Here is a 20,969-nt window from a genome sequence, read left to right as displayed (position 1 = left end):
TTAGAAGGCGCGCTCTCGGAGTGAACGTCATGCGGCTATTCCGTTCGAGTGAGGTTCTCGGTATCGCCGAGGAGACGCTCGAATTCGTGCTCGAAGCGTCGAGAGAGACGCACCCGAACGAGTACATGGGCCTCCTGCGGGGTGAACGCGCGGCCGACCTCGGGCTGGACGACGAAGGCGTCGTCATCACCGACGTACTCGTCATCCCCGGCACCAAATCGAACTCCGTGAGCGCGACTGTTCGGACGAGCATGATTCCGAACGACATGCGATCCATCGGGTCGGTTCACTCACACCCGAACGGCGTCATTAAGCCGAGTGACGCGGACCTCGCAACCTTCGGAAATGGCCAGGCACACATCATCGTCGGCGCGCCATACGGGCGCGACGACTGGAAAGCGTTCGACCGCGAGGGCAACCGCCGCGACCTCCCGGTGTTGGACGTTTCTCTCCCCGACGAATCGTTCTTCGACTTCACACAGGAAGACATCGACAAGGAACTCAAATGACGACGGTAATTGCACAGGGTACGTTCGATATTCTCCACCCCGGCCACCTCCACTACTTGCAGGAAGCGGCGGCCATGGGTGACGAACTCTACGTCATCATCGCCCGCCGGGCGAACGTGACGCACAAACAGAAACCCATTCTCCCCGACGAACAGCGCCGCGACATGATTGCCGCACTCAACTGCGTCGACCACGCCGTCCTCGGGCACTTAGAGGACATCTTCGTCCCAATCGAGGAGATTCAACCGGACATCATCGTCCTCGGCCACGACCAACACCACGACGAGGCGGCGATTGCAGACGCCCTCGCCGGTCGCGGCATCGACTGTGAGGTGCGCCGGGCGACGATTCGAGACACAAAATTCGAGGGCGAGTTGCTCTCAACCGGGCGAATCATCGAGAAAATCTGTAACGAACGGTGCTAGTTCGTCCGAACTTTCTGTTCCTATTCGACCACACCCAAATACGACGTTGCGAATCGCTCGAAGCCAAGATTTTGAGCCAGTGCAACCGACCACGGCCACTCGTCGAGTGTGCGGTACTGTGGGATGAGTCCCGCAGCAAGCGCCTGTTCGGTGGCTCGTGAAACGACTGCGCGCCCATTGCCTGCGTTTCGGTGCTCAGGGTGCGTCACGACTGAAATGTGGGCGATGCAGTCGTCCCACACGTTGTATCCGGCCACAGCGACGAGCGTGTCGTCCTCGAACAGGCCAACAGTGGTTCCGAGAGCGAACGGTGTCCTACCCGCGTCCCACTCGTCTTCTGGAATGCTCGCACGAAACGCCTCGTAGGCGGCTTCGTCAGTCGATTCGAGGAGTCGAGCAGCCGAGTTCACAGTAGCGAAGCCTTCGCTGTCCGTGTAGCCGTAGAATGCGGGAGCGAGGAGTTCTTCGAGGGAGACAAAGCCGTCGAACCAATCGCTGATGGCGTCTCGGGAGTCGAAATAGAGAGCGGCGAGTGCCGACACGTTGTGTTCGACCGCTTCCAGATGAGGCGACGGCGCGGTGACAACCAACGCCTCTCCGTGGCGAAACAGGTGGACTCCGCGTTCTTCAGCGGTTCCAATGGCGAGGCCAGCTTTTTCGAATGCGCTCACCGGGACGCCGAGTCGCTCCGCCCAATATCGACGGAGTGTGTTGCCTGTTTGCGGGGAGAAACCCATGACGAAACTGCCAACAGTTATCCGCGTAACGTGATATAACCAGCCATGGACGAACAGTTCGATTGGCTCACCGTAGACGAGGGCGAGGAGATTCTCTGGGCGGACACGCCCCACCCCTACAGCCTCGTTCCCGCGTTCATCGTCGGCATCCCGCTTATGCTCGTCTTGGTCGGGATTCCAATCGTCATCGGCGCGTATCTCACGCACACAAACACGCACTTCGTGGTGACGAATCGCGCCCTGTACAAGAAAACCGGCGTACTCTCACGGAGCGTCCAGCGCATCGAGTTCGATAAAGTGCAGGACACCTCGTACCGCCAGACGTTCTTCGGGTCGCAGTTCGGCTACGGTGCGGTGGACATTTCGACGGCCGGTGGGGCAGGCGTCGAACTCAGCTTCCAGAACGTCGCAGAACCCCAACAGCTCCAGTCGCTCATCAACGAGCGCATCAACCGACGCGAAGGCCGGGGCGGCGAGGCAGACGACAAAGCCGCCGTGCTCGATGAAATCCTCACAGAGCTTCGGGCCATGCGGCAGGCGATGGAGACGAACTCCCCGCAGAATCGCCCATGAGCGACGACGAGTGGCTCGTGCTCGACGCAGGCGAAGACGTGCTGTGGTCGGGCCACCCCCGCCTGACGACGGTGCTTCCAGCGCTCATTCTCGCGGCGGTGTTCGTCGGTGGCCTCGTCGCCGCTGCGATTGCGTTCGACCAACCGCTCATCGTCGTGCCCTCGCTCCTCGGGGTGGCGCTCGCGGGCACTGCGTACCTCGCGGTCGTGAACACCCGGTACGTCGTGACGAACACCGCGCTGTATCGCAAAACGGGCATTCTCTCGCGGAACGTTCGGCGCGTCTCGATGTCACGGGTGCAAAACAGCGCCTTCTCTCAGGGCGTGTTGGGGTCGCTGTTCGGGTACGGCTCGGTCGGCGTCGAAGCCGCCGGTGGCGGTGCGATTCGGTTCTCGAACATCGAAAATCCGCGCGACGTTCGGGCGCTCGTGGACAAACATGCGACCGTCGATGAGATTCCGGGCAGCCTCTCGCAGTGGCAAGCCGTGCTAGCCGAAGTGAAGGCACTGCGAGCGGCGTTCGAGACGACCCGATAACCGCGGTTTTGCCAGTCAGTATTACTGAGCAGTACTAGTGGAAAGCACACCGCATTTCCGGTGAAAATCAGGAGGCGGAACGAGCGTCGTTAGAGGTAGCCCGCTCCGACGAGGCGGTCTACGGCCTCTTGCAGGCGCTCTTTGCTGTTGGCGTAGGAGATACGCGCGTAGCCCGGTGCGTTGAACGCGCTGCCGGGGACGGTGGCGACGTGCGCCTCTTCGATTGCGCCTTCACACCACGCCGAATCGTCGTCGTCGACGGGGAGCATCATGTAGAACGCGCCGTCAGGGACTGCCACGTCGACGCCGTGGTCTGCGAGCAAGTCCACGAGGAAATCACGGCGCTCTTCGAACGCGGCGCGCATCTCTTCTACGACTTCGTCGGTGTTGGCGAGTGCTTCGACGCCGGCGTACTGGACGAAGTGGGTCGCAGAGGACACCGAGTGGGAGTGGAGTTTGCCAGCCTCGGAAATGAGGGCTTTCGGCGCGGCGAGGTAGCCAAGCCGCCAGCCAGTCATCGAGTAGGCCTTCGAGAAGCCGTTGATGGTGACCGTGCGGTCTGCCATGCCATCAAGGGTGCCGAGACTCGTCTGGGTGACGCCGCCGTAGGTGATTTCGTCGTAAATCTCGTCTGAGATGACCGTAATGTCGTGTTCGACGGCGAGGTCGCGAACGCCTTCGAGGGCGGCGTCGGAGTACACCGCACCGGTCGGGTTGCTCGGGGAGTTGACGATGAGCAGGTCGGTGTCGTCTGTGACGGCTTCCGCGAGGTCAGAGAGGCCCGCCTCAAGCTGGAAGTCGTGTGGGGCGAGGTCGACGCGTTTGAGGTCGCCACCGGCGAGTTTAACCATCGCTTCGTAGCTGACCCACGCTGGGTCTAAGAGGACGACTTCATCGCCGTCTTGAATGAGCGTCTGGACGGTCTCGTAGAGCGCCTGTTTCGCGCCGGGCGTGACGATGATTTCGTCCTCGGCGTAGTCGAGGCCGTCTGCGTCGAGTTTCTGCTTGATTCTGGCTTTGAGCTGGGGAATTCCGTTGCTTGGGGCGTAGCCGGTGTGACCCGCATCCATCGCGTCCTTGCCCGCCTGAATCACGTTTTCGGGGGTTGGGAAGTCGGGTTCACCGACGCTCAGGTTTACGACGTCCACGCCGTCTGCCTCCAACTCGGAAGCGAGGTTGGAGATGGCGAGGGTCGCGCTCGGTTCAACACGTCTTACTCTGTCTGCGAATTTCATTGTAGTTCCTCCACGAGGTCTATGGCACCCGTGACGGCGTGGGCACCCATGTCGGTACGTGCTCGGGCTTGGTCTGCTGACATACCCGGCCCCGCAATGCCGAGGGTGACGGGCGTGTCGCGCGCGATGCTCACGTCGGTGAGCTTTCGGGCGGCGGCGTTGCCAATGACTTCGTCGTGGCTCGTTTCGCCGGTGATGATACACCCGAGAACCGCGACTGCGTCGATGTCGTCGCGGCGGGCGAGGCGGTCTGCGGCGAGGGGCGTGTCGTACGCACCCGGTACCGCGAGGGTGTCTGCGATTTCCGCGCCGCGGTCTGCGGCGGCCTCGCGCGCCAACTCCTCCATCTGCTCGGTGATTGCGCGGTTGAACTGCGCGACCACCAACCCAAGCGTTACCATGTGTTCGCGGTGGAGTAGGGCATTAAAAGAAGTACCGTTCCCGGTATCGCCTGCGAGTCGATAGGTGAAATGCGCGCTTGACAAACAGAAGGATTCTAACCCCTTCGTGCGCTCTGATGGGGCAATGGCAACGGTTGACGACTCTCGCCCTCGATCTGACGGCCGCAGAAGACTCCTCTTTGCGGTCGTCGCCATCGCCGCCGTCGCACTCGTCGCGCGTCTCATCTTCCTCGGTGACCGCGTCGCCCACTGGGACGAAGGCCGCGTCGCTTATTGGACACTCCGCTACGCAGAAACCGGCGTTTGGGAGTATCGCGCCATCGTTCACGGGCCGTTTCTGTTTCACGTGAACAAGTACATGTTTGCGCTGCTCGGCCCGTCTGACTTCTCGATGCGCCTCATCGTCGCGCTCATCGGCGGGATACTCCCGCTTTCGGCGTGGAACTTCCGCGAACACCTCCGCGACCTCGAAGTCGCCGTGTTAGCCGGCATTCTCGCGTTGAACCCACTGCTGCTCTACTACTCGCGGTTCATGCGCAACGACCTCCTCGTCGCCGCGTTCATGCTCATGGCGCTCAGCTTCTTCGTCCGCGCGTACGACACAGGTCGCCACCGCTACTTCTACGTCGGCGTCCTCGCGTTCACCCTCGGCTTTACGGCCAAAGAAAGTGCGATTCTCTACCCTGTCTGCTGGGCTGGGGCGGCCGTCTTGCTCCTCGACCACCGCCTGTTTCGAGCACGTGACCGCCTCCCCCACTCGTGGAAACAGGAACTTGTGGACTACGGCTTCTGGTTCCGTGACGTGCTTCGCGCGTGGGCCATCCCGCTCGCCGTAGGCCTGCTCGAATTCATCGTCATCATCGTCGTGTTCTACGCCCCGCGCGCCGGCGGCACGGGCGTTGGCTTCGACACCATGTTCTCGAATCCGACGCTCCTCCCCGCCGTCGTCGAACAGGCGACGGTCGGCTCGTGGCAGGAGTTCTACGGCCTCTGGGTTGCTGGGGGCCATCAGGACCACGCCTATATCCCGTTCCTCGGTGATTTCGCAGAAACGCTGCTCTACGGCGCGGGGCCGCTCGTTGCGTTCGCCATCATTGGCTTCATCGCAGACCGCTACGCGAAAGACGGTCCCCGAGACCTCGTCGCACTCGGCGCGTACTGGGGGTTCGTTTCCGTCCTCGGCTACCCTATCGTGACCGACATCATGGCACCGTGGGCGACCGTGAACGCGATTGTCCCGCTCGCCATCCCCGCCGCGGTTGGCGTCTCGCTCATCATCCGCTGGGGCCGGGAAGCGTTCGAAGACGAGGACAACGTGAGCGTCGCCATGACCGCCATCATCATCCTCTTTGTCGCCGGATTTAGCGTCGGGACGGCCGTTGACGTGTCCTACATCAACTCGGCAAACGAGGAGAACAAAGAACTCCTCCAGTGGGCCCAACCGCACAACGACCTTCGTGAGAGCCTCGATAAGATTGCGGTCGTCGCAGATACCCACGAAGAGGGCGCTGACGTGCTCTTTTACGGCACGAGACCGTCGGGGAGCACAGAGACGCGCTTCTACGTCGAAAACGAATCGAGTACGCTGTCTCCACCACCGGGCGGTCCGGCGTGGCACACTCGCCTGCCCTTACCGTGGTATCTCGAAGCCGATGGCGCGGAAGTGACGAGCACGAAGCCAGGCACCGATCCCGGTGAAATCGAGGAGATGCCACCCGTCGTCATCGCTTACGAGTGGGATAAAGAGGAGCTCGAACCGCACCTCGACGGCTACACCGCCCACGAACACGAGTTCCGCCTCTGGGCGGACACTATCGTCATCTTCATCGACGACTCGTATCTCAACTAACCACTCGCAGCGCAAGTCGAGCGACCGTCTCCCCACTTGCGACCCAAGGTGACAACGCTTATTCTACCTCCATCGAAAACGCCGGATAACTGATGAAACTCACGTCACCCGGCCCGACGCTCGGCATCGTCGGCGGTGGGCAGCTCGGGCGCATGATTGGCGAGGCGGCGGCTCCACTCGGCATCGAAGTCATCGTCTCCGACCCGACCCCAGACCCCCCGGCGGCCCCAACCGTCCGCGACACGCTCGTTGGTGACTTTGACGATCCCGAAGCGATGCGCGAACTCGCCCGCCGCGCCGACGTGCTCACCTTCGAAATCGAACTCGCAGACCCGGACGTGCTAGACGACGTGCGAGAGGAGTTCGACATTCCGGTGCATCCGACACCGGACACCCTGCGCGTGATTCAGGACAAGTTCGTCCAGAACACCCGGCTCGCAGACCACGGCGTTCCGGTGCCCGATTTCAAAGCCGTCGCGGACGCAGACGAACTCCGCGAGGCGTGCGAGGAGTTCGGGTATCCGGCGATGGTGAAAGCCCGGGAAGGCGGCTACGACGGCCGCGGAAACCTGCCCGTCGAATCGGCCGACCACGCAGCGGAAGTGCTCGACGAAGTCGGCGGCGACGCGCTCGTAGAGGAGATGGTCGAGTTCGTCCGCGAGATCTCCGTGATTGCCGTGAAAGGCACAGACGAAGTGGCGACCTACACCGCCGGAGAGAACGTCCACGAAGAGGAGATTCTCCGCGAAACCGTCGTCCCAGCACGCGCTTCCGACGCCGTATTGGCGCGAGCGCACGACGTGGCCGAATCCGTCCTTGAAATTCTCGAAGGACGTGGCGTCTACGGCATCGAACTGTTCGAGACCGCAGACGGCGAGATTCTCGTAAACGAAATCGCCCCACGCCCGCACAACTCCGGCCACTGGACCATCGAGGGCGCGGTGACCTCACAGTTCGAACAGCACGCCCGCGCTGTGGTCGGCCTGCCGCTTGGCTCTACAGAACTGCGCTGTCCGACCGTCTCTGCGAACATCCTCGGGGATGTTGCAGAACCAGAACGCGCAGCACTCTCAGGGGTCGAAACCGCGCTCGCAGAACCCGGCGTCAGCCTCCACTGGTACGGGAAACGTGAGGTGCGCCCGCTCCGGAAGATGGGACACCTCACCTTGATTGGCAACGAGAACGAAGCTGGCGACGACCTGTTAGCCCACATCAGAACCATCCGCGACCACCTCACCTTCACCCAATGACCGTCGACGCAGTCCAAGACCTCATCGACCAGTTCGAACGCGAAGCACAGCTCGACCAAGCAAACACGCCCGACGTGGGCATCATCATGGGGTCTGACTCGGACCTCGACGTAATGGCTGGCGCACACGAAGCGCTCACTGGCCTCGGCTTTGCCGAAGTCACCGATTACGAGAAGCCGCCGGAGGCGGAGTTCACCTTCGAAACGTATGTGATTTCGGCCCACCGGACGCCCGAGTTGATGTACGCGTACGCCCAGACCGCACGCGAACGCGGGCTCGACGTGATTATCGCCGGGGCAGGCGGGAAATCTGCGGACCTCCCGAACATGACGGCGTCGCTCGCCTACCCGATTCCGGTGATCGGCGTCCCCGTCCAAGAGAAGTCGGTGGACTCGGTGATTGGGATGCCAACGGGCGCGCCCATCGTCGCGGTCGATGCCGGGAAGTCGTTCAACGCTGGGCTGTCTGCGGCCCAACTGCTCGCCCGGTCGTCGCCCGAGTTAGAACAGAAACTTATCGAGTATCACGACAATCTCCAGACCGATGTGGCCGCCGTCTCGCGGAAATTGCACGATCAGGGAACACCGGCGTTCAGGGCGGCTCGCGACACTGAGTAAGCGAACCGGCAATTCCGGTCACTGAGCACTGTTTTTTCGGGGAGAACGGCAAGAATCAACCCTTATATGGGTGCGTTCCCAACCGCCGAACGATAGGAGATAACGGTATGAGCAATCCATGGATAGCGATCGGCGCACTTGCGGTGGTCGGGGTCGGCATCCCTCTCGGTATGATGGCAGTGTCGAGCCTGCTCCGCCCAAGTGTGCCTGAGCAAGGAAAACGCGCCGTCTACGAGAGCGGCGAGATCCCGACGGGGAACACACGCATCCGGTTTAACATTCAGTACTACATGGTTGCGTTGCTGTTCGTCGTTTTCGACATCGAGACTGTCCTCATCTTCCCTTGGACGGTCATCTACCGTGACGCCGTCGCCAACGCCGGGTTGGCAAAGGCGCTCGCGCCGATGCTTGTCTTCATCGGGGTCCTCGTCGTCGGCCTCGCGTGGGCGTGGCGCAAGGGCGCAGTGCAGTGGGTCAAAAGCCCACGGGCTGAACAATCGCGGGTGGACCACTAATGAGTAATCAGCCACAGAACACGGCGACAGGTACAGAGATGCAAACAACCCAGGAGGCCCGTATGGGCGACGGCGTCGACGCTCGCTTCAACTCTACCCTTCGAGAAGCGTTCGGCTCGACCCCGTTCATCCTCACCAAGTTCGACAAGTTCATGAACTGGGTTCGGGGCTCCTCGATGTTCATGCTGCAGTTCGGTATCGCCTGCTGCAGCATCGAGATGATGCACACGTACGCAATCAAGCACGACCTTGACCGCTTCGGTGCGGGTGTGCCGCGTGCGTCGCCGCGTCAGGCGGACGTGATTATCGTCCCCGGTACCATCGTCTCGAAGTTCGCCCCCCGGATGAAGCGCGTCTACGACCAGATGCCAGAACCGAAGTTCGTCGTCGGCATGGGGTCGTGCACCATCTCCGGTGGACCGTTCCAAGAGGGCTACAACGTCATCAAGGGCGCAGAAGAGGTCATCCCGGTGGACATCCACGTCCCCGGCTGCCCACCGCGTCCCGAGGCGCTCATCTACGGCATCGCAAAGCTCCAAGAGCGCATCGCAAACGGCGAAACCAGCCCGGTCACGGTCAAGCCGTACGAACTCGAACAGTTCGGCGACTTAGAGCGTGACGAAATCGTAGACAAGCTTTCAGAACAAATCGACGAAGACCAGCTCGTCATGCGCTACAACTGGGCCGATTCACCATGAGTTTGGAGGAACCAACTCCGGACGTCGGTGAACTGCCCGGTGGCGCTGTCGATTACGACGCGCTCGAAGATCTGCTCGGTGAGAAAGTCCTTCGGCGCGAAGAGCATCTCAACGCAACCGCCTTCGTCGTCCGTCCGGACGCCGTCGAAGAGACGCTTCAGACGCTCCGCGTCGAGGCTGGCTTCGACCACTGCTCGTGTGTCACCGCACAGGAGTACGAAGACCGCTTCGAGAGCATCTACCACCTCCGCAAGTACGACGCCCCGATGCAGGAAGTCGGTGTCGTCGTCCCGACGGCCCGCGACAACCCCGTGAGCCAAACTGGTAGCGCGGCGTATCGCACGGCCGACTGGCACGAGCGCGAGGCGTACGACCTCGTCGGCATCAACTACGAGGGCCACCCGGATATGCGGCGTATTCTGCTGCCTGAGACCTGGCAAGGTCACCCACTTGGGCTCGACTACAACCAGGAAAAACCCCAGATTGTCACCCTCGACAAGCACAAAAATCCACTCGAACCGGACAACGCACAGGGTGAGTCGGACACGATGTTCCTCAACATCGGACCACACCACCCGGCGACCCACGGTGTGCTCCACCTGAAAACCGTCCTCGACGGCGAGCAGGTCGCTGACGTCGAACCAGACATTGGCTATCTCCACCGCTGTGAGGAGCAAATCTGCCAGAACGGCACCTACCGTCACCAGATTATGCCGTACCCAGACCGCTGGGACTACATTTCTGCTGGCCTCTTAAACGAGTGGGCCTACGCGCGCGCTGCAGAGGATTTAGCTGACTTAGACGTGCCAGAGTATGCGCAAGTCATCCGGACGATGGGCGCAGAACTCTGTCGCATCGCCTCGCACATGCTCGCGCTCGGGACGTTCGCACTCGACGTGTACGGCGACTTCACGGCCATCTTCCAATACGCATTCCGCGACCGTGAAATCGTCCAGAACATCTTAGAAGACCTCACCGGTCAGCGGCTGATGTTCAACTACTTCCGCCTCGGCGGCGTCGCGTGGGACCTTCCAGAGCCACGCGAGGAGTTCCTCGACAAGATTCGTGACTTCCTCGATGAACTCCCAGAGAAGGTCGAGGAGTACCACGACCTACTCACCTCGAACGAGATTTTCCAGCTGCGGTGTGTCAACACCGGCATCCTCGAACCTGAGGTTGCAAAGCAGTACGGCGTGACCGGTCCGGTCGCCCGTGGCTCCGGTATCGACTACGACCTGCGTCGTGACGACCCGTACGGCTACTACGACAAACTCGACTGGGACGTCGTGACGATGGACGGCTGTGACAACTACGCTCGCGTCCTTGTCCGCATGGGCGAGGTCGAACAGTCTGCACGCATCATCGACCAGTGTGTCGAACTCTTAGCAGACTGGCCAGAAGACGACCGCGAAATTCAGAGCAACGTGCCACGCACTCTGCGTCCCGACGAAGACGCGGAGATTTACCGCACCGTCGAAGGCGCGAAGGGCGAACTCGGCATCTATATGCGGTCTGACGGCACCGACAAACCAGCCCGGTTCAAGATTCGCAGTCCGTGCTTCTCGAACCTACAGGCGCTGCCCGAGATGTCCAACGGGGAGTACATCCCTGACCTGATTGCGACGCTTGGCAGCCTCGACATCGTGCTTGGCGAGGTGGACCGGTAATGTATCTGCTGCAGACTCTGCCAGATACCGTTGGTCAACTCCTCGGCTTCGGCTCGGAGATGGGTCCCGGACAGGACTTCATCGCCTCGCTGCTCGCCGCGTTCCTCATCGGGAACATCATGCTCGGCATGACGGCACTCGCAGGGCCGTGGGCGAAACGGAAGATTACGGCCGCGTTCACCGACCGCATTGCAGTCAACCGTGTGGGGCCGTTTGGCCTGCTCATCATCGTGGCAGACGCCGTGCGCCTGCTCTCGAAAGAGCTCATCGTCCCCGAGGGCGTAGACCGTCCAGCGTGGGACCTTGCGCCCATCATCATGGCGTCTTCTGCGCTGCTCGGCTTCGCGGTCATCCCAATGGGAAGCGGCATTCAACTCGCAGACCCCGAAACGGGGCTTGCGTACGTGTTTGCGGTTTCCTCGCTCGCGTCGCTCGGCCTCGTCATGGCCGGCTACGCGTCTAACAACAAGTACTCCCTGCTCGGTGGCCTCCGCGCCGTCGCGCAGAACCTCGCCTACGAGATTCCGCTCGTCGTGACGGCAGCCTCCGTCGTTATCTTCGCAGGCACGCTCCAGATGAGCGGCATCGTCGCCGCCCAACAGGAGACGCTCGTCACCATCGGCGGCTTCGCAATTCCCGCGTGGTTCGCCTTCCTCAACCCGTTCGCATTCGTGTTGTTCATCGTGGCGAACCTCGCAGAAGTCGGACGGAACCCGTTCGACACGCCAGAGGCACCGACCGAGATCGTCGCAGGCTACCAGACTGAGTACTCCAGCGTGTACTTCGTGCTGATGTACCTCGGTGAGTTCCTGCACATCTTCCTCGGCGGCGCAATCATCGCGACGCTCTTCCTCGGCGGCCCAGCAGGCCCCGGCCCAGACAGTCTCGGGTTCATCTGGTTCGTCGTGAAGATTTGGGCTGTGTTCTTGCTCACCCAGTGGTTCCGCGCCGCGATTCCGCGTGTCCGTATCGACCAGATGATTGAAATCGGCTGGAAAGGGATGCTCGTGCTTTCGTTCGCGAACCTCGTCCTGACCGCCGTCATTGTGGGTGTGATTGCATGATTGGCTTACTCAAATCGATGGCAGCAACGATGAAACACGCCCTGGACGGCTCGACGTTCACGGTCGAATACCCCGACGTCGAACCCGAAGTGAGCCCACGATTCCGTGGTGTTCACAAGTTCAGCCAGGAGCGCTGTATCTGGTGTCGCCAGTGTGAGAACGTCTGTCCGAACGACACGATTCAGATTGTCACGGACGACAAGCGCAACGGCGAACAGTACAACCTCCACATCGGCCAGTGTATCTACTGCCGACTCTGTGAGGAAGTCTGCCCCGTTGACGCCATCATCCTCACCCAGAACTTCGAGTTCACGGGTGACACGAAAGACGACCTGGCGTACAACATGGAACAGCTGAAAAACGTCCCGTGGTACAAGGACATCGACCCCCTCAAGTCCCGCGAACCAGACCGCGGCGTCTGGATTGGCGAGGGCGAGGGCGAAGTCGACTACCAGTAAACCACACCTCGCGTCCGGGTGGCTAACGGACGCAACACGCACAACAAATCAATGGCAATCTACGAGACACTCGCGTTCGCGCTGTTCGCCCTCATCACCGTGGGCAGCAGCCTCGGCGTTGTCCTCGCGCGGGACGTGTGGCATTCTGCACTCCTGCTCGGGATGGCGCTGTTGAGCGTGGCGGTCCATTACGTGATGCTGCAGGCGGAGTTCCTCGCAGCGATGCAAATCCTCGTCTACGTCGGCGGGGTTCTCATCCTCATCACGTTCGCCGTCATGCTCACGCGCGCACAGCAAACGGAGGTGAGTAACGCATGACAAGCAAACCCCGCTTTAAGCTCGGTTCACACCTTGCTCCGGGGCTGGCTGCCGTCGCGCTCTTTGGCGTGATGGCTGCCGTTTTCTTGACCGCATCCTTCCCAGAGCCAACCGGCTTTGGTGACGGTTCGATTACGGCGTCTATCGGTTACGCCATGTTCGACCTCGTCGACCTCGCATCCCACGACAGTGAGAGCTTCCTCGTGGCGTTCGAGATTATCGACTTGGCGCTCGTGGCGGCGCTCGTTGGCGCGGTCATGCTCGGACGCCGCGACGAAGGTGAGGCCTTCGGACGCGCGTTCAAGCCCGGCGGCAAACAGACAGAACAGGAGGCTGACGACTGATGGTTCCGGCCCAGTACTACCTCCTGCTTTCGGCCGCCGTGTTCTGTATCGGTCTGTTCGGCATCCTCACCCGACGGAACGCACTTGTGTTCCTCATGTCGATCGAGCTGATGCTGAACGCCGCGAACATCAATTTCGTCGCGTTCTCGGCGCAGTGGGGGAACGTTACGGGGCAGGTGTTTAGCCTGTTCACGATCGCCATCGCCGCCGCGGAAGTGGCGGTCGGCATCGGCATCATCCTGGTGCTCTACCGTAACTTCCGCGACGTCGACGTGACCAAAGCGACGACGATGAGGTGGTAATTATGGCAGGTGTATTCGAATTTGCTCCGGCAATTGCGGCACTCCCGTTCGCATCGTTCCTCGTAGCACTGTTCTTTGGCAAGTACATGCCAAAGCGCGGCGCGCTCGCAGGAATCTTTGCGACCGCGGGGTCGCTGCTGCTGTCGCTGTGGGTGTTCCTCACGGTGGCAGGCGGCGAAGCGTTCAACGAAAATCTCTACACGTTCGTCGCGGGACAGGACACCTTTAGCCTGCACCTCGGCTTGCTGCTCGACCCACTGTCTGCGATGATGCTCGTCATCGTGTCGCTGGTGGCGTTCTTGGTCCACATCTTCAGTCTGGGCTACATGAACGACGAGGGCGAGACGGGACTCCCACGCTACTACGCCGGCCTCGGCCTGTTCACGGCGTCCATGCTTGGGTTCGTGTTTGCGAACAACCTGCTCATGGCGTTCATGTTCTTCGAGCTGGTCGGGCTGTGTTCGTACCTGCTCATTGGCTTCTGGTTCCGCGAAGACGGGCCACCATCCGCCGCGAAGAAGGCGTTCCTCGTCACCCGCTTTGGTGACTACTTCTTCCTCATTGGCGTGGTCGCCATCTTCGCGACCTTCGGCACGGCCGCGTTCGCCGGTTCCGAGAGCTTCCCGCACATCGCAGAGCAGGTGCTCCTCGGTGAGGAGACGGTCGAAACGTTCGGCTTCTCGCCTGAGATGTGGTTCACCATCCTCGGCCTGCTCGTCCTCGGTGGCGTGATGGGCAAGTCCGCGCAGTTCCCGTTCCACACGTGGCTGCCGGACGCGATGGAAGGCCCAACGCCCGTTTCCGCACTCATTCACGCGGCGACGATGGTCGCAGCCGGTGTGTACCTCGTTGCCCGGATGTACGGCTTCTACGCGCTCTCGCCAACGGCACTCGCCGTCATCGCGCTCGTCGGTGGCTTCACCGCACTGTTCGCGGCGACGATGGGCGTCGTAAAGCGCGAAATCAAGCAGGTGCTCGCGTACTCCACCATCTCCCAGTACGGCTACATCATGCTCGGACTGGGTGCCGGTGGCTACGTCGCCGGTGTCTTCCACCTGCTCACCCACGCCTTCTTCAAGGCACTGCTGTTCCTCGGCGCTGGTGCGGTCATCATCGCGATGCACCACAACGAGAACATGTGGGACATGGGTGGCCTGAAAGACAAAATGCCAGTCACCTACTGGACGTTCCTTTCAGGGTCGCTCGCCCTCGCGGGCATCGTCCCGTTCGCCGGGTTTTGGTCGAAAGACGAGGTGCTCTACGAGGCGCTCATTCACGGCCTGAACAGCCCGGTGTTGCTCCTCGCGTACGCGATGGGGCTCATCGCGGTGTTCTTCACCGGCTTCTACACCTTCCGCATGGTGTTCCTCACCTTCCACGGTGAGCCGCGGTCTGACCTCGCCCGCGACCCACACGGCATCCACTGGAACGTCAAGTTCCCGCTCGTCGTGCTCGGGATTCTCGCAGCGACCATCGGGCTCGTCAACATGACACCGGTGGCAGACCTCACTGGCCTGCACATCGAGTTCCTCCACAGTTGGCTCGACTTAGAGGAAGGCTTCGCAAGCGGGCTCAGCGCACACCACTACGGTGAGTTGCTCCACGACTTCGCTGGCTACAGCGCGGCGGAGATTCCGTCCATCGCGGCTGGCGCAGTCTCGCTCGCCCTCGCCCTCGCGGGCGCAGGACTGGCATACTCGCTCTACAACGTGCCCGTCCCAGTCGAGCACACCGACAAACTCGGGAGCATCAAGACGCTCCTGTACAACAACTACTACCAGGACGAATACCAGGTCTGGCTCGCAACGGGACTCACCCTCCCGCTCGCTCGCGCCGCCGACAAGTTCGACAACGGCGTCGTCGATGGCGTCGTCAACGGCGTCTCCAGCGTGAGTCTGTTTTCCGGCAACCGCGTCCGCCGGGTGCAGACGGGTGTGGTCAGCAACTACGCGACCTTGCTCACGGTTGGGCTGGTCGCCCTGCTGGTCGTCCTCGGCATCACAGGAGGTTGGTTCTAGATGATGATTGAATTGCTACTCGGCGTAACGCTCGTCGGCGCGCTCCTGACGTTCCTCGCGCCGGATAAGGTCGCAGGAAAGCTGGCGTTCGCCGTCAGTCTGCTCCCTGTGGTCGGCAGTCTCTGGATGTATTTGAACTTCGATGGCTCGGGCAACGCACTGCTCGGCGGGACGCTCGCGTATGAGACGAACGCCCAGTGGGTTTCCCTCGGCCCGTGGGACCTGACGTGGCACGTCGGCTTAGACGGCATCAGTATGCCGCTGTTCGTGCTCACGACAGTGCTCACGACGCTCGCAATCGTGAGCGCGTGGACGCCAATCGACGAACGTCAGTCACAGTTCTACGGCCTGATGTTGCTCATGGAAGCGAGCCTCATCGGCGTGTTCGCGGCACTGGACTTCTTCGTCTGGTTCATCTTCTGGGAAGCCGTCCTCATCCCGATGTACTTCCTCATCGGTGTCTGGGGCGGCCCACGCCGGAAGTACGCCGCAATCAAGTTCTTCGTCTACACCAACGTCGCCTCGCTGGTGATGTTCATCGGCTTCATGGCGCTAGTGTTCGGCCTCGGTGACTCCGTCACCACCCTCGGCCTGCCGGAAGTCGCACAGGCGCTTCGCGCCGGTGAACTCGGCTCGGTCGGTGGCATCGCGCCGGGCACGCTGAAGGCGCTCGCCTTCTTCGCCATGTTCGCTGGCTTCGCGGTGAAGGTGCCGGTCGTCCCGGTCCACACGTGGCTGCCCGACGCTCACGTCGAGGCCCCCACGCCCGTCTCAGTCATGCTGGCTGGCGTCCTCCTGAAGATGGGGACGTACGCCCTGCTCCGATTCAACTTCACCATGCTCGCTGACGTGGCTCGCGGCGCGGCGTCGATTATCGCCGTGTTTGCGGTTGTCAGCGTCATCTACGGCGCGATGCTCGCGCTTGCCCAACAAGACCTGAAGCGCATCGTTGCGTACTCTTCGGTGTCTTCGATGGGCTACGTCATCCTCGGACTCGTTGCCTACACCGTCTACGGTGTCGGCGGCGCGACGTTCCAGATGATTGCACACGGCCTCATCTCGGGGCTGATGTTCATGGCGGTCGGTGTCATCTACAACACCACCCACACCCGGATGGTCGCAGACATGTCCGGGCTCGCAGACCGGATGCCGTGGACGGTTGGCATCCTCGTCGCCGCCGCGTTCGCCTACATGGGCCTGCCGCTGATGGCTGGCTTCGCGGGCGAACTGTTCATCTTCCTCGGCGCGTTCAACGCGTTCCCGGGGTCGCCAATCTTCACCTCGCTTGCGATGTTCGGTATCGTCATCGTCGCAGGCTACCTGCTGTTTGCGATGCAGCGTACCCTGTTCGGGTCGTTCCGGCTCGAAACGGATTATGAGGTCACGCCAGCGCCGTTCCACGACGTTGCGCCGCTCGCCGTGCTCCTCATCCTCATCATCGCACTCGGTGTCGCACCAGACATCTTCATGCAGATGATTCAAGACGCAATTCGTCCGATTCTCGTCGTCGGAGGGGGTGCCTAAATGGCGGTCTCTACCGCACTGGCGCTCTCGCCGGTGGTCATCCTCGGCGTCGCCGCGACGCTGTTGTTCCTGTTCGACAGCCTGACGCCGGACAAAGCTGATGACGGTCGCCTCGCAGGCATCGCGACGGCTGGCGCGCTGTTGTCGCTCGCCGGAACGGGCTACCTGTTCACGGCGACGGACATCGTGACCCAGCCGCTGTCGCTCTACGGTGACCAGCTCGTTATCGACGGGATGAGCCTGTTCTTCGGGTTCATCTTCACGAGCGTCGCCGCGATGGTCTCGCTCGCCAGCTACGACTACCTCCGTGGCCACAAAAATCAGGCCGAGTACTACATCCTCGTCCTGCTGGCCGCGATGGGCATGTCGCTCATGGCGTCTGCGAACAGCCTCGCGACGGCGTTCGTCGCGCTCGAACTCGCCAGCCTGCCATCGTACGCGCTCGTCTCGTTCTTGAAAAAGAACCGTGGCAGCGTCGAAGCAGGCCTCAAGTACTTCCTCATCGGCGCGCTGTCGTCTGCGGTGTTCGCCTACGGTATCAGCCTCGTCTACGCGGCGACCGGCGCACTGCAGTTCGGCGCAATCGCTGAGGCAGCCGCAAACACGGAGTTCGTTGGCATCCTCGGCCTCGGTGTGCTGATGGTGCTCGGCGGCTTCGCGTTCAAGACCGCGAGCGTCCCGTTCCACTTCTGGGCGCCGGAGGCATACGAGGGCGCACCTGCGCCAATCTCGGGCTTCCTCTCGTCGGCCTCGAAGGCCGCCGGGTTCGTGGTCGCCTTCCGCGTGTTCGTCGAAGCCTTCCCGCTGGAAACGGTGCCCGTCGATTGGGTGCTCGCCTTCCAGATTCTCGCTATCGTCACGATGACGCTCGGGAACTTCGCCGCCGCGGTCCAGGAGAACGTCAAACGGATGCTCGCGTACTCCTCGATTGGCCACGCAGGCTACGTCCTCATCGGGCTCGCCGCCCTTACAAGCGGCGGGCAAAACGACCTCGTTCTCGGGGCGTCGATGATGCACTTGCTCGTCTACGGCTTCATGAACACGGGCGCGTTCCTGTTCATCGCCATGACCGAGCACTGGGGCATTGGTCGCAAATTCGAGGACTTCAACGGTCTCGGCAAGCAGGCACCACTCGCCTGCGCCGCGATGACCGTGTTCCTGTTCAGCCTCGCTGGCCTCCCAATCGGCGCAGGCTTCCTCTCTAAGTACGTGCTGTTCGCCGCCGCCGTCGGCGCGGGCTTCTGGTGGCTCGCCGCCTTCGGTGCGATAAACAGCGCGCTGTCGCTCTACTACTATTCGCGCGTCGTCAAGGCGATGTGGATAGAAGAGGCGACTGAAGACCGCGAACTGAGCGGCTACCCGGCAGGCCTCTACGCCGCCGTCGTCGGTGCCGCCATCATCACCATCGTCTTGCTCCCGGCGTTCAACCCGGTTGCAAGCACGGCCGTGGACGCCGCGAGCGTCCTCTTTGGCTGAATCGCCTCCACTTTCTTTCGTTTTTCTGCCGCTGAGCAATAGCGTTCGAGAGAATCACTGTTCAGGCGGAGGGTTTTAGACCAATGAAGGGGAACGGTGGCACATGGTTTTCCGGTTGGTGCTCGGCTGTGGCTCGTTCGGCCATTCGTTAGTCGAAACCATCCGCCGCGACTCCGGGCGCTTGCTCGTGCTCACGAACGAAGAACGGCGCGTCGAAACGCTTCGGAGCGATTCGATTAACGCCAAGCTGGCAGACCCCACGAACGCGACGGCGATCGCCGATGCCGCAGAAGGGGTGGATGTCATCGTGGTTGCGAGCGACATTCCCGGACAAAACCTCGCCAGCGCGAAAGCCGCCCGACGCACGTTTCCAAAAGCACAGCTTACCGTGTTTACGGGCGAAGAACCCCGAGCGGAGACACTAACGGCGCTTGAGGAGGTCGCAGACACCCTCATCGACCCGAGTACGGCCGTGACCGACTACATCATCGAGCGTGTGGGCGATACAGGCCTGCGCCTGAGACGGCTCGTCCGGATGCTCAGAGCCCTCTCCGGCAAACTCGCCGTCGTCACCCACGACAACCCTGACCCGGACGCGCTCGCGAGCGCCGTGGCGCTCCAGAAGATTGCACAGGCGGTTGGCTGTTCGGCGGACGTGGTCTATTTTGGTGACATCACCCACCAAGAAAATCGCGCGTTCGTGAATCTGCTCGACCTCGATTTACGGAATCTCCAGCGCGGCGCCGACCTCTCTGAGTACGCCGGGTTCGCGCTCGTCGACCACTCGCGCCCCGGCGTCAACGACCAGTTACCCCCGGATACGAACGTCGACGTGGTCATCGACCACCACCCACCGCGCGCGCCCATCGACGCCCGCTTTGTTGACGTGCGAAGCGACGTTGGGGCGACGAGCACCCTGCTCACGGACTATCTGATGCAACTTGGCTACAAACTGGACACGGCCGTTGCGACGGGACTGCTCTACGGGATTCGCGTCGATACGAAAGACTTCTCGCGTGACATCTCACCGGCGGATTTCGAGGCGGCCGAGTTCCTCGTGCCTCGTGCAGACAGCAGCCTGCTCGCCCAGTTCGAAACCCCGAGTATGAGCGCAGAGACGCTGTCGATTATCGGGCGGGCCATCCACGAACGTGAGATGCGAGGCGACGTGTTGTTGAGCGGGGTTGGCCCCATCTCAGACCGCGATGCGCTTGCCCAGGCCGCAGACCACCTGCTCAACATGGAGGGCATCACGACGACCCTTGTCTACGGCTTCAAAGAGGGCACCGTCTACGTCTCTGCGCGCGCTCGTGGCACCGATCTCGACCTCGGGGAGACGCTGCGCGATGCGTTCGGGCAGATTGGCTCTGCGGGCGGCCACGCGGATATGGCCGGGGCGCAGATTTCACTTGGCTTACTCGGTGACGTAGAAGAGGGGTCTGCTGACTCGTTGCGCCAGATTCTCACCGACGTCATCACAGACCGCTTTTTCGATACGCTCACCTCGCGGCCCGGCCAGCCAGTGGAGTCGGTGTACTCGATTCCCGAGTTCGGCAAACAGTTTTTCGACGGTGAGGAGTGAGCGAGACACTTTTGCGGCGGGCGGCCGTCAGTCGGGGTAATGGAAGACCCTGACTCGGCTGGAACCAAGCCCCGCGTCAAAGACTATATGACTCGTGACGTGGCTACCGTTTCGCCCGATGATACGGTCGAAGCAGTCGCAGTGCGAATCGCAGAGAGTGACGAGCACAGCGGGTTTCCGGTGTGTAGCGGCCGCCGCGTCGAGGGGTTCGTGAGCGCCCGCGACCTGTTGCTCGCAGACGATGACGAACTCATCTTCAAGGTGATGAGCCAAGAACTCATCGTCGCCCACCCGGAGATGGACCTGACCGACGCTGCCCGCGTCATCCTCCGGTCGGGGATTCAGAAACTCCCAGTCGTAGACGACGCCGGCAACCTTGTGGGCATCATCTCGAACGCCGACGTGATTCGCAGTCAAATCGAACGCGCCACCCCCGAGAAGGTGGGGAAACTCATGCGCACCTTAGAGAACATCCACGGCGTCACGGTGAGCGAGGAACGCCGGAAGGTGAAGCTCGCAGAACTCCGGCCCACGCAGGGGCGTGTGTATGCGGACGAACTGGAAGGCCGAAGCTACGAACTCGAACGCGGGCTTGCAGAGCCTCTCGTCGTCATCGACAACGACGGCGACCTGCTGCTCGCAGACGGTCACCACCGCTCTAAAGCCGCAGACCGCCTCGGTATCCCCGAGATGGACGCCTACGTCATCGTCCTCGACACGCCGGTCGACCTCGGGATGGCGAAGACCGCAGAAAAGGAAGGACTCAACACCATCGACGACATCGACGTGGTCGATTACGCTCGCCATCCGCTCATCGAATCGACCAAACGCTTCCAATAGTTTTCATAATCGGCCCGCTGACCCCGGAATC

22 protein-coding genes and 1 pseudogene are annotated in these 20,969 nt (G+C 61.8%); 19 read left to right on the top strand and 4 right to left on the bottom strand.

What is annotated here, in order from left to right; all coding sequences use genetic code 11:
• Window positions 1-29: 29 nt before the first annotated feature.
• Together V5N13_RS14620 and V5N13_RS14615 are read left to right on the top strand one after the other, a co-directional pair.
• A complete protein-coding gene (locus V5N13_RS14620) occupies window positions 30-509 on the top strand; it encodes a Mov34/MPN/PAD-1 family protein (RefSeq protein WP_336361344.1) in 480 nt (159 codons plus the stop codon).
• Entirely contained in the window at window positions 506-934 is a 429-nt protein-coding gene (locus V5N13_RS14615; protein WP_336361343.1) for an adenylyltransferase/cytidyltransferase family protein, read from the top strand. Before V5N13_RS14620 ends, V5N13_RS14615 begins: the two co-directional genes overlap by 4 nt.
• A 20-nt stretch (window positions 935-954) precedes the next feature.
• On the opposite strand, the gene V5N13_RS14610 is transcribed toward V5N13_RS14615, so the two are convergent.
• Window positions 955-1,605: a GNAT family N-acetyltransferase gene (locus V5N13_RS14610; RefSeq protein WP_336361342.1), complete on the bottom strand. Its 651-nt coding sequence runs from the start codon at window positions 1,603-1,605 to the stop codon at window positions 955-957.
• A gap of 111 nt (window positions 1,606-1,716) precedes the next feature.
• On the opposite strand from V5N13_RS14610, the pseudogene V5N13_RS14605 reads away from it, so the two are divergent.
• Window positions 1,717-2,217: pseudogene (locus V5N13_RS14605) on the top strand (PH domain-containing protein); the annotation flags it as partial.
• A gap of 23 nt (window positions 2,218-2,240) precedes the next feature.
• The gene (locus V5N13_RS14600; RefSeq protein WP_336361340.1) at window positions 2,241-2,780 is read left to right on the top strand and encodes a PH domain-containing protein; all 540 of its coding nucleotides are present in this window, start codon (window positions 2,241-2,243) and stop codon (window positions 2,778-2,780) included.
• An 89-nt stretch (window positions 2,781-2,869) separates the two neighbouring features.
• Here V5N13_RS14600 and V5N13_RS14595 read toward each other — a convergent pair whose 3' ends face one another.
• The gene (locus V5N13_RS14595) at window positions 2,870-4,015 is read right to left on the bottom strand and encodes a pyridoxal phosphate-dependent aminotransferase (RefSeq protein ID WP_336361339.1); all 1,146 of its coding nucleotides are present in this window, start codon (window positions 4,013-4,015) and stop codon (window positions 2,870-2,872) included.
• Window positions 4,012-4,416 (bottom strand): 6,7-dimethyl-8-ribityllumazine synthase, encoded by a 405-nt coding sequence (gene ribH / locus V5N13_RS14590; RefSeq protein WP_336361338.1) that lies wholly within the window; start codon window positions 4,414-4,416, stop codon window positions 4,012-4,014. Before ribH ends, V5N13_RS14595 begins: the two co-directional genes overlap by 4 nt.
• Window positions 4,417-4,540: 124 nt before the next feature.
• Between ribH and V5N13_RS14585 the strand changes: the two genes are divergently transcribed.
• The 9 genes from V5N13_RS14585 to V5N13_RS14545 all read left to right on the top strand — a co-directional run bounded on the left by V5N13_RS14585 (window position 4,541) and on the right by V5N13_RS14545 (window position 12,852).
• Window positions 4,541-6,265: a flippase activity-associated protein Agl23 gene (locus V5N13_RS14585; RefSeq protein WP_336361337.1), complete on the top strand. Its 1,725-nt coding sequence runs from the start codon at window positions 4,541-4,543 to the stop codon at window positions 6,263-6,265.
• Window positions 6,266-6,357: 92 nt separating this feature from the next.
• On the top strand, window positions 6,358-7,515 hold the full coding sequence (locus tag V5N13_RS14580) for a 5-(carboxyamino)imidazole ribonucleotide synthase (RefSeq protein ID WP_336361336.1): 1,158 nt from the start codon (window positions 6,358-6,360) through the stop codon (window positions 7,513-7,515).
• Complete coding sequence (gene purE, locus V5N13_RS14575) at window positions 7,512-8,132, top strand: 5-(carboxyamino)imidazole ribonucleotide mutase (protein ID WP_336361335.1); 621 nt, start codon at window positions 7,512-7,514, stop codon at window positions 8,130-8,132. The genes V5N13_RS14580 and purE overlap by 4 nt, the downstream gene beginning before the upstream one ends.
• A gap of 107 nt (window positions 8,133-8,239) precedes the next feature.
• Window positions 8,240-8,647: an NADH-quinone oxidoreductase subunit A gene (locus V5N13_RS14570; RefSeq protein WP_332898655.1), complete on the top strand. Its 408-nt coding sequence runs from the start codon at window positions 8,240-8,242 to the stop codon at window positions 8,645-8,647.
• Window positions 8,648-8,685: 38 nt separating this feature from the next.
• Window positions 8,686-9,345, top strand: a complete 660-nt coding sequence (locus V5N13_RS14565) for an NADH-quinone oxidoreductase subunit B (RefSeq protein ID WP_442904967.1) — start codon at window positions 8,686-8,688, stop codon at window positions 9,343-9,345.
• Window positions 9,342-11,012, top strand: a complete 1,671-nt coding sequence (locus tag V5N13_RS14560; RefSeq protein ID WP_336361334.1) for an NADH-quinone oxidoreductase subunit D — start codon at window positions 9,342-9,344, stop codon at window positions 11,010-11,012. Before V5N13_RS14565 ends, V5N13_RS14560 begins: the two co-directional genes overlap by 4 nt.
• Window positions 11,012-12,076 (top strand): complex I subunit 1/NuoH family protein, encoded by a 1,065-nt coding sequence (locus tag V5N13_RS14555; RefSeq protein ID WP_332898652.1) that lies wholly within the window; start codon window positions 11,012-11,014, stop codon window positions 12,074-12,076. Before V5N13_RS14560 ends, V5N13_RS14555 begins: the two co-directional genes overlap by 1 nt.
• A complete protein-coding gene (locus tag V5N13_RS14550) occupies window positions 12,073-12,534 on the top strand; it encodes a NuoI/complex I 23 kDa subunit family protein (protein WP_332898651.1) in 462 nt (153 codons plus the stop codon). The genes V5N13_RS14555 and V5N13_RS14550 overlap by 4 nt, the downstream gene beginning before the upstream one ends.
• Window positions 12,535-12,585: 51 nt before the next feature.
• Window positions 12,586-12,852, top strand: a complete 267-nt coding sequence (locus tag V5N13_RS14545; RefSeq protein ID WP_332898650.1) for an NADH-quinone oxidoreductase subunit J — start codon at window positions 12,586-12,588, stop codon at window positions 12,850-12,852.
• Between the two features lie 26 nt (window positions 12,853-12,878).
• Here V5N13_RS14545 and V5N13_RS17190 read toward each other — a convergent pair whose 3' ends face one another.
• Window positions 12,879-13,172, bottom strand: coding sequence for a DUF2563 family protein (locus tag V5N13_RS17190; protein WP_442905103.1), 294 nt, complete (start codon window positions 13,170-13,172; stop codon window positions 12,879-12,881).
• A 23-nt stretch (window positions 13,173-13,195) separates the two neighbouring features.
• On the opposite strand from V5N13_RS17190, the gene nuoK reads away from it, so the two are divergent.
• The 6 genes from nuoK (at window position 13,196) to V5N13_RS14510 (ending at window position 20,938) form a co-directional block, all read left to right on the top strand.
• Window positions 13,196-13,498 (top strand): NADH-quinone oxidoreductase subunit NuoK, encoded by a 303-nt coding sequence (gene nuoK, locus V5N13_RS14535; RefSeq protein WP_336361333.1) that lies wholly within the window; start codon window positions 13,196-13,198, stop codon window positions 13,496-13,498.
• Between the two features lie 2 nt (window positions 13,499-13,500).
• Window positions 13,501-15,516, top strand: a complete 2,016-nt coding sequence (nuoL, locus tag V5N13_RS14530; protein ID WP_336361332.1) for an NADH-quinone oxidoreductase subunit L — start codon at window positions 13,501-13,503, stop codon at window positions 15,514-15,516.
• The gene (locus tag V5N13_RS14525) at window positions 15,517-17,040 is read left to right on the top strand and encodes a complex I subunit 4 family protein (protein WP_336361331.1); all 1,524 of its coding nucleotides are present in this window, start codon (window positions 15,517-15,519) and stop codon (window positions 17,038-17,040) included.
• Complete coding sequence (locus V5N13_RS14520) at window positions 17,041-18,516, top strand: NADH-quinone oxidoreductase subunit N (RefSeq protein WP_332898645.1); 1,476 nt, start codon at window positions 17,041-17,043, stop codon at window positions 18,514-18,516.
• Between the two features lie 103 nt (window positions 18,517-18,619).
• Window positions 18,620-20,098 (top strand): DHH family phosphoesterase, encoded by a 1,479-nt coding sequence (locus V5N13_RS14515; protein WP_336361330.1) that lies wholly within the window; start codon window positions 18,620-18,622, stop codon window positions 20,096-20,098.
• Between the two features lie 39 nt (window positions 20,099-20,137).
• Window positions 20,138-20,938, top strand: a complete 801-nt coding sequence (locus V5N13_RS14510) for a CBS pair associated ParBc domain-containing protein (RefSeq protein ID WP_336361329.1) — start codon at window positions 20,138-20,140, stop codon at window positions 20,936-20,938.
• The last annotated feature ends 31 nt before the right edge of the window (window positions 20,939-20,969 follow it).

The organism is Haladaptatus sp. ZSTT2 (assembly GCF_037081775.1).
In the GTDB taxonomy this organism is placed as follows: Archaea; Halobacteriota; Halobacteria; order Halobacteriales; family Halococcaceae; genus QDMS2.
The sequence above is the reverse complement of the archived record's forward strand: the minus strand, read 5'-3'. Positions and strand labels throughout refer to the sequence as shown.

Bases quoted from the DNA above. Each gene is read 5' to 3' on its own strand.
- V5N13_RS14615 (WP_336361343.1), top strand. From the start codon at position 506: ATGACGACGGTAATTGCACAGGGTACGTTCGATATTCTCCACCCCGGC.
- ribH (WP_336361338.1), bottom strand. From the start codon at position 4,416: ATGGTAACGCTTGGGTTGGTGGTCGCGCAGTTCAACCGCGCAATCACC.
- V5N13_RS14560 (WP_336361334.1), top strand. From the start codon at position 9,342: ATGAGTTTGGAGGAACCAACTCCGGACGTCGGTGAACTGCCCGGTGGC.
- V5N13_RS14515 (WP_336361330.1), top strand. From the start codon at position 18,620: ATGGTTTTCCGGTTGGTGCTCGGCTGTGGCTCGTTCGGCCATTCGTTA.
- V5N13_RS14585 (WP_336361337.1), top strand. From the start codon at position 4,541: ATGGCAACGGTTGACGACTCTCGCCCTCGATCTGACGGCCGCAGAAGA.
- purE (WP_336361335.1), top strand. From the start codon at position 7,512: ATGACCGTCGACGCAGTCCAAGACCTCATCGACCAGTTCGAACGCGAA.
- nuoL (WP_336361332.1), top strand. From the start codon at position 13,501: ATGGCAGGTGTATTCGAATTTGCTCCGGCAATTGCGGCACTCCCGTTC.
- V5N13_RS14520 (WP_332898645.1), top strand. From the start codon at position 17,041: ATGGCGGTCTCTACCGCACTGGCGCTCTCGCCGGTGGTCATCCTCGGC.
- V5N13_RS14580 (WP_336361336.1), top strand. From the start codon at position 6,358: ATGAAACTCACGTCACCCGGCCCGACGCTCGGCATCGTCGGCGGTGGG.
- V5N13_RS14550 (WP_332898651.1), top strand. From the start codon at position 12,073: ATGATTGGCTTACTCAAATCGATGGCAGCAACGATGAAACACGCCCTG.
- V5N13_RS14565 (WP_442904967.1), top strand. From the start codon at position 8,686: ATGCAAACAACCCAGGAGGCCCGTATGGGCGACGGCGTCGACGCTCGC.
- V5N13_RS14510 (WP_336361329.1), top strand. From the start codon at position 20,138: ATGGAAGACCCTGACTCGGCTGGAACCAAGCCCCGCGTCAAAGACTAT.
- V5N13_RS14595 (WP_336361339.1), bottom strand. From the start codon at position 4,015: ATGAAATTCGCAGACAGAGTAAGACGTGTTGAACCGAGCGCGACCCTC.
- V5N13_RS14600 (WP_336361340.1), top strand. From the start codon at position 2,241: ATGAGCGACGACGAGTGGCTCGTGCTCGACGCAGGCGAAGACGTGCTG.
- V5N13_RS14570 (WP_332898655.1), top strand. From the start codon at position 8,240: ATGAGCAATCCATGGATAGCGATCGGCGCACTTGCGGTGGTCGGGGTC.
- V5N13_RS14555 (WP_332898652.1), top strand. From the start codon at position 11,012: ATGTATCTGCTGCAGACTCTGCCAGATACCGTTGGTCAACTCCTCGGC.
- V5N13_RS14525 (WP_336361331.1), top strand. From the start codon at position 15,517: ATGATGATTGAATTGCTACTCGGCGTAACGCTCGTCGGCGCGCTCCTG.
- V5N13_RS14545 (WP_332898650.1), top strand. From the start codon at position 12,586: ATGGCAATCTACGAGACACTCGCGTTCGCGCTGTTCGCCCTCATCACC.
- V5N13_RS14620 (WP_336361344.1), top strand. From the start codon at position 30: ATGCGGCTATTCCGTTCGAGTGAGGTTCTCGGTATCGCCGAGGAGACG.
- nuoK (WP_336361333.1), top strand. From the start codon at position 13,196: ATGGTTCCGGCCCAGTACTACCTCCTGCTTTCGGCCGCCGTGTTCTGT.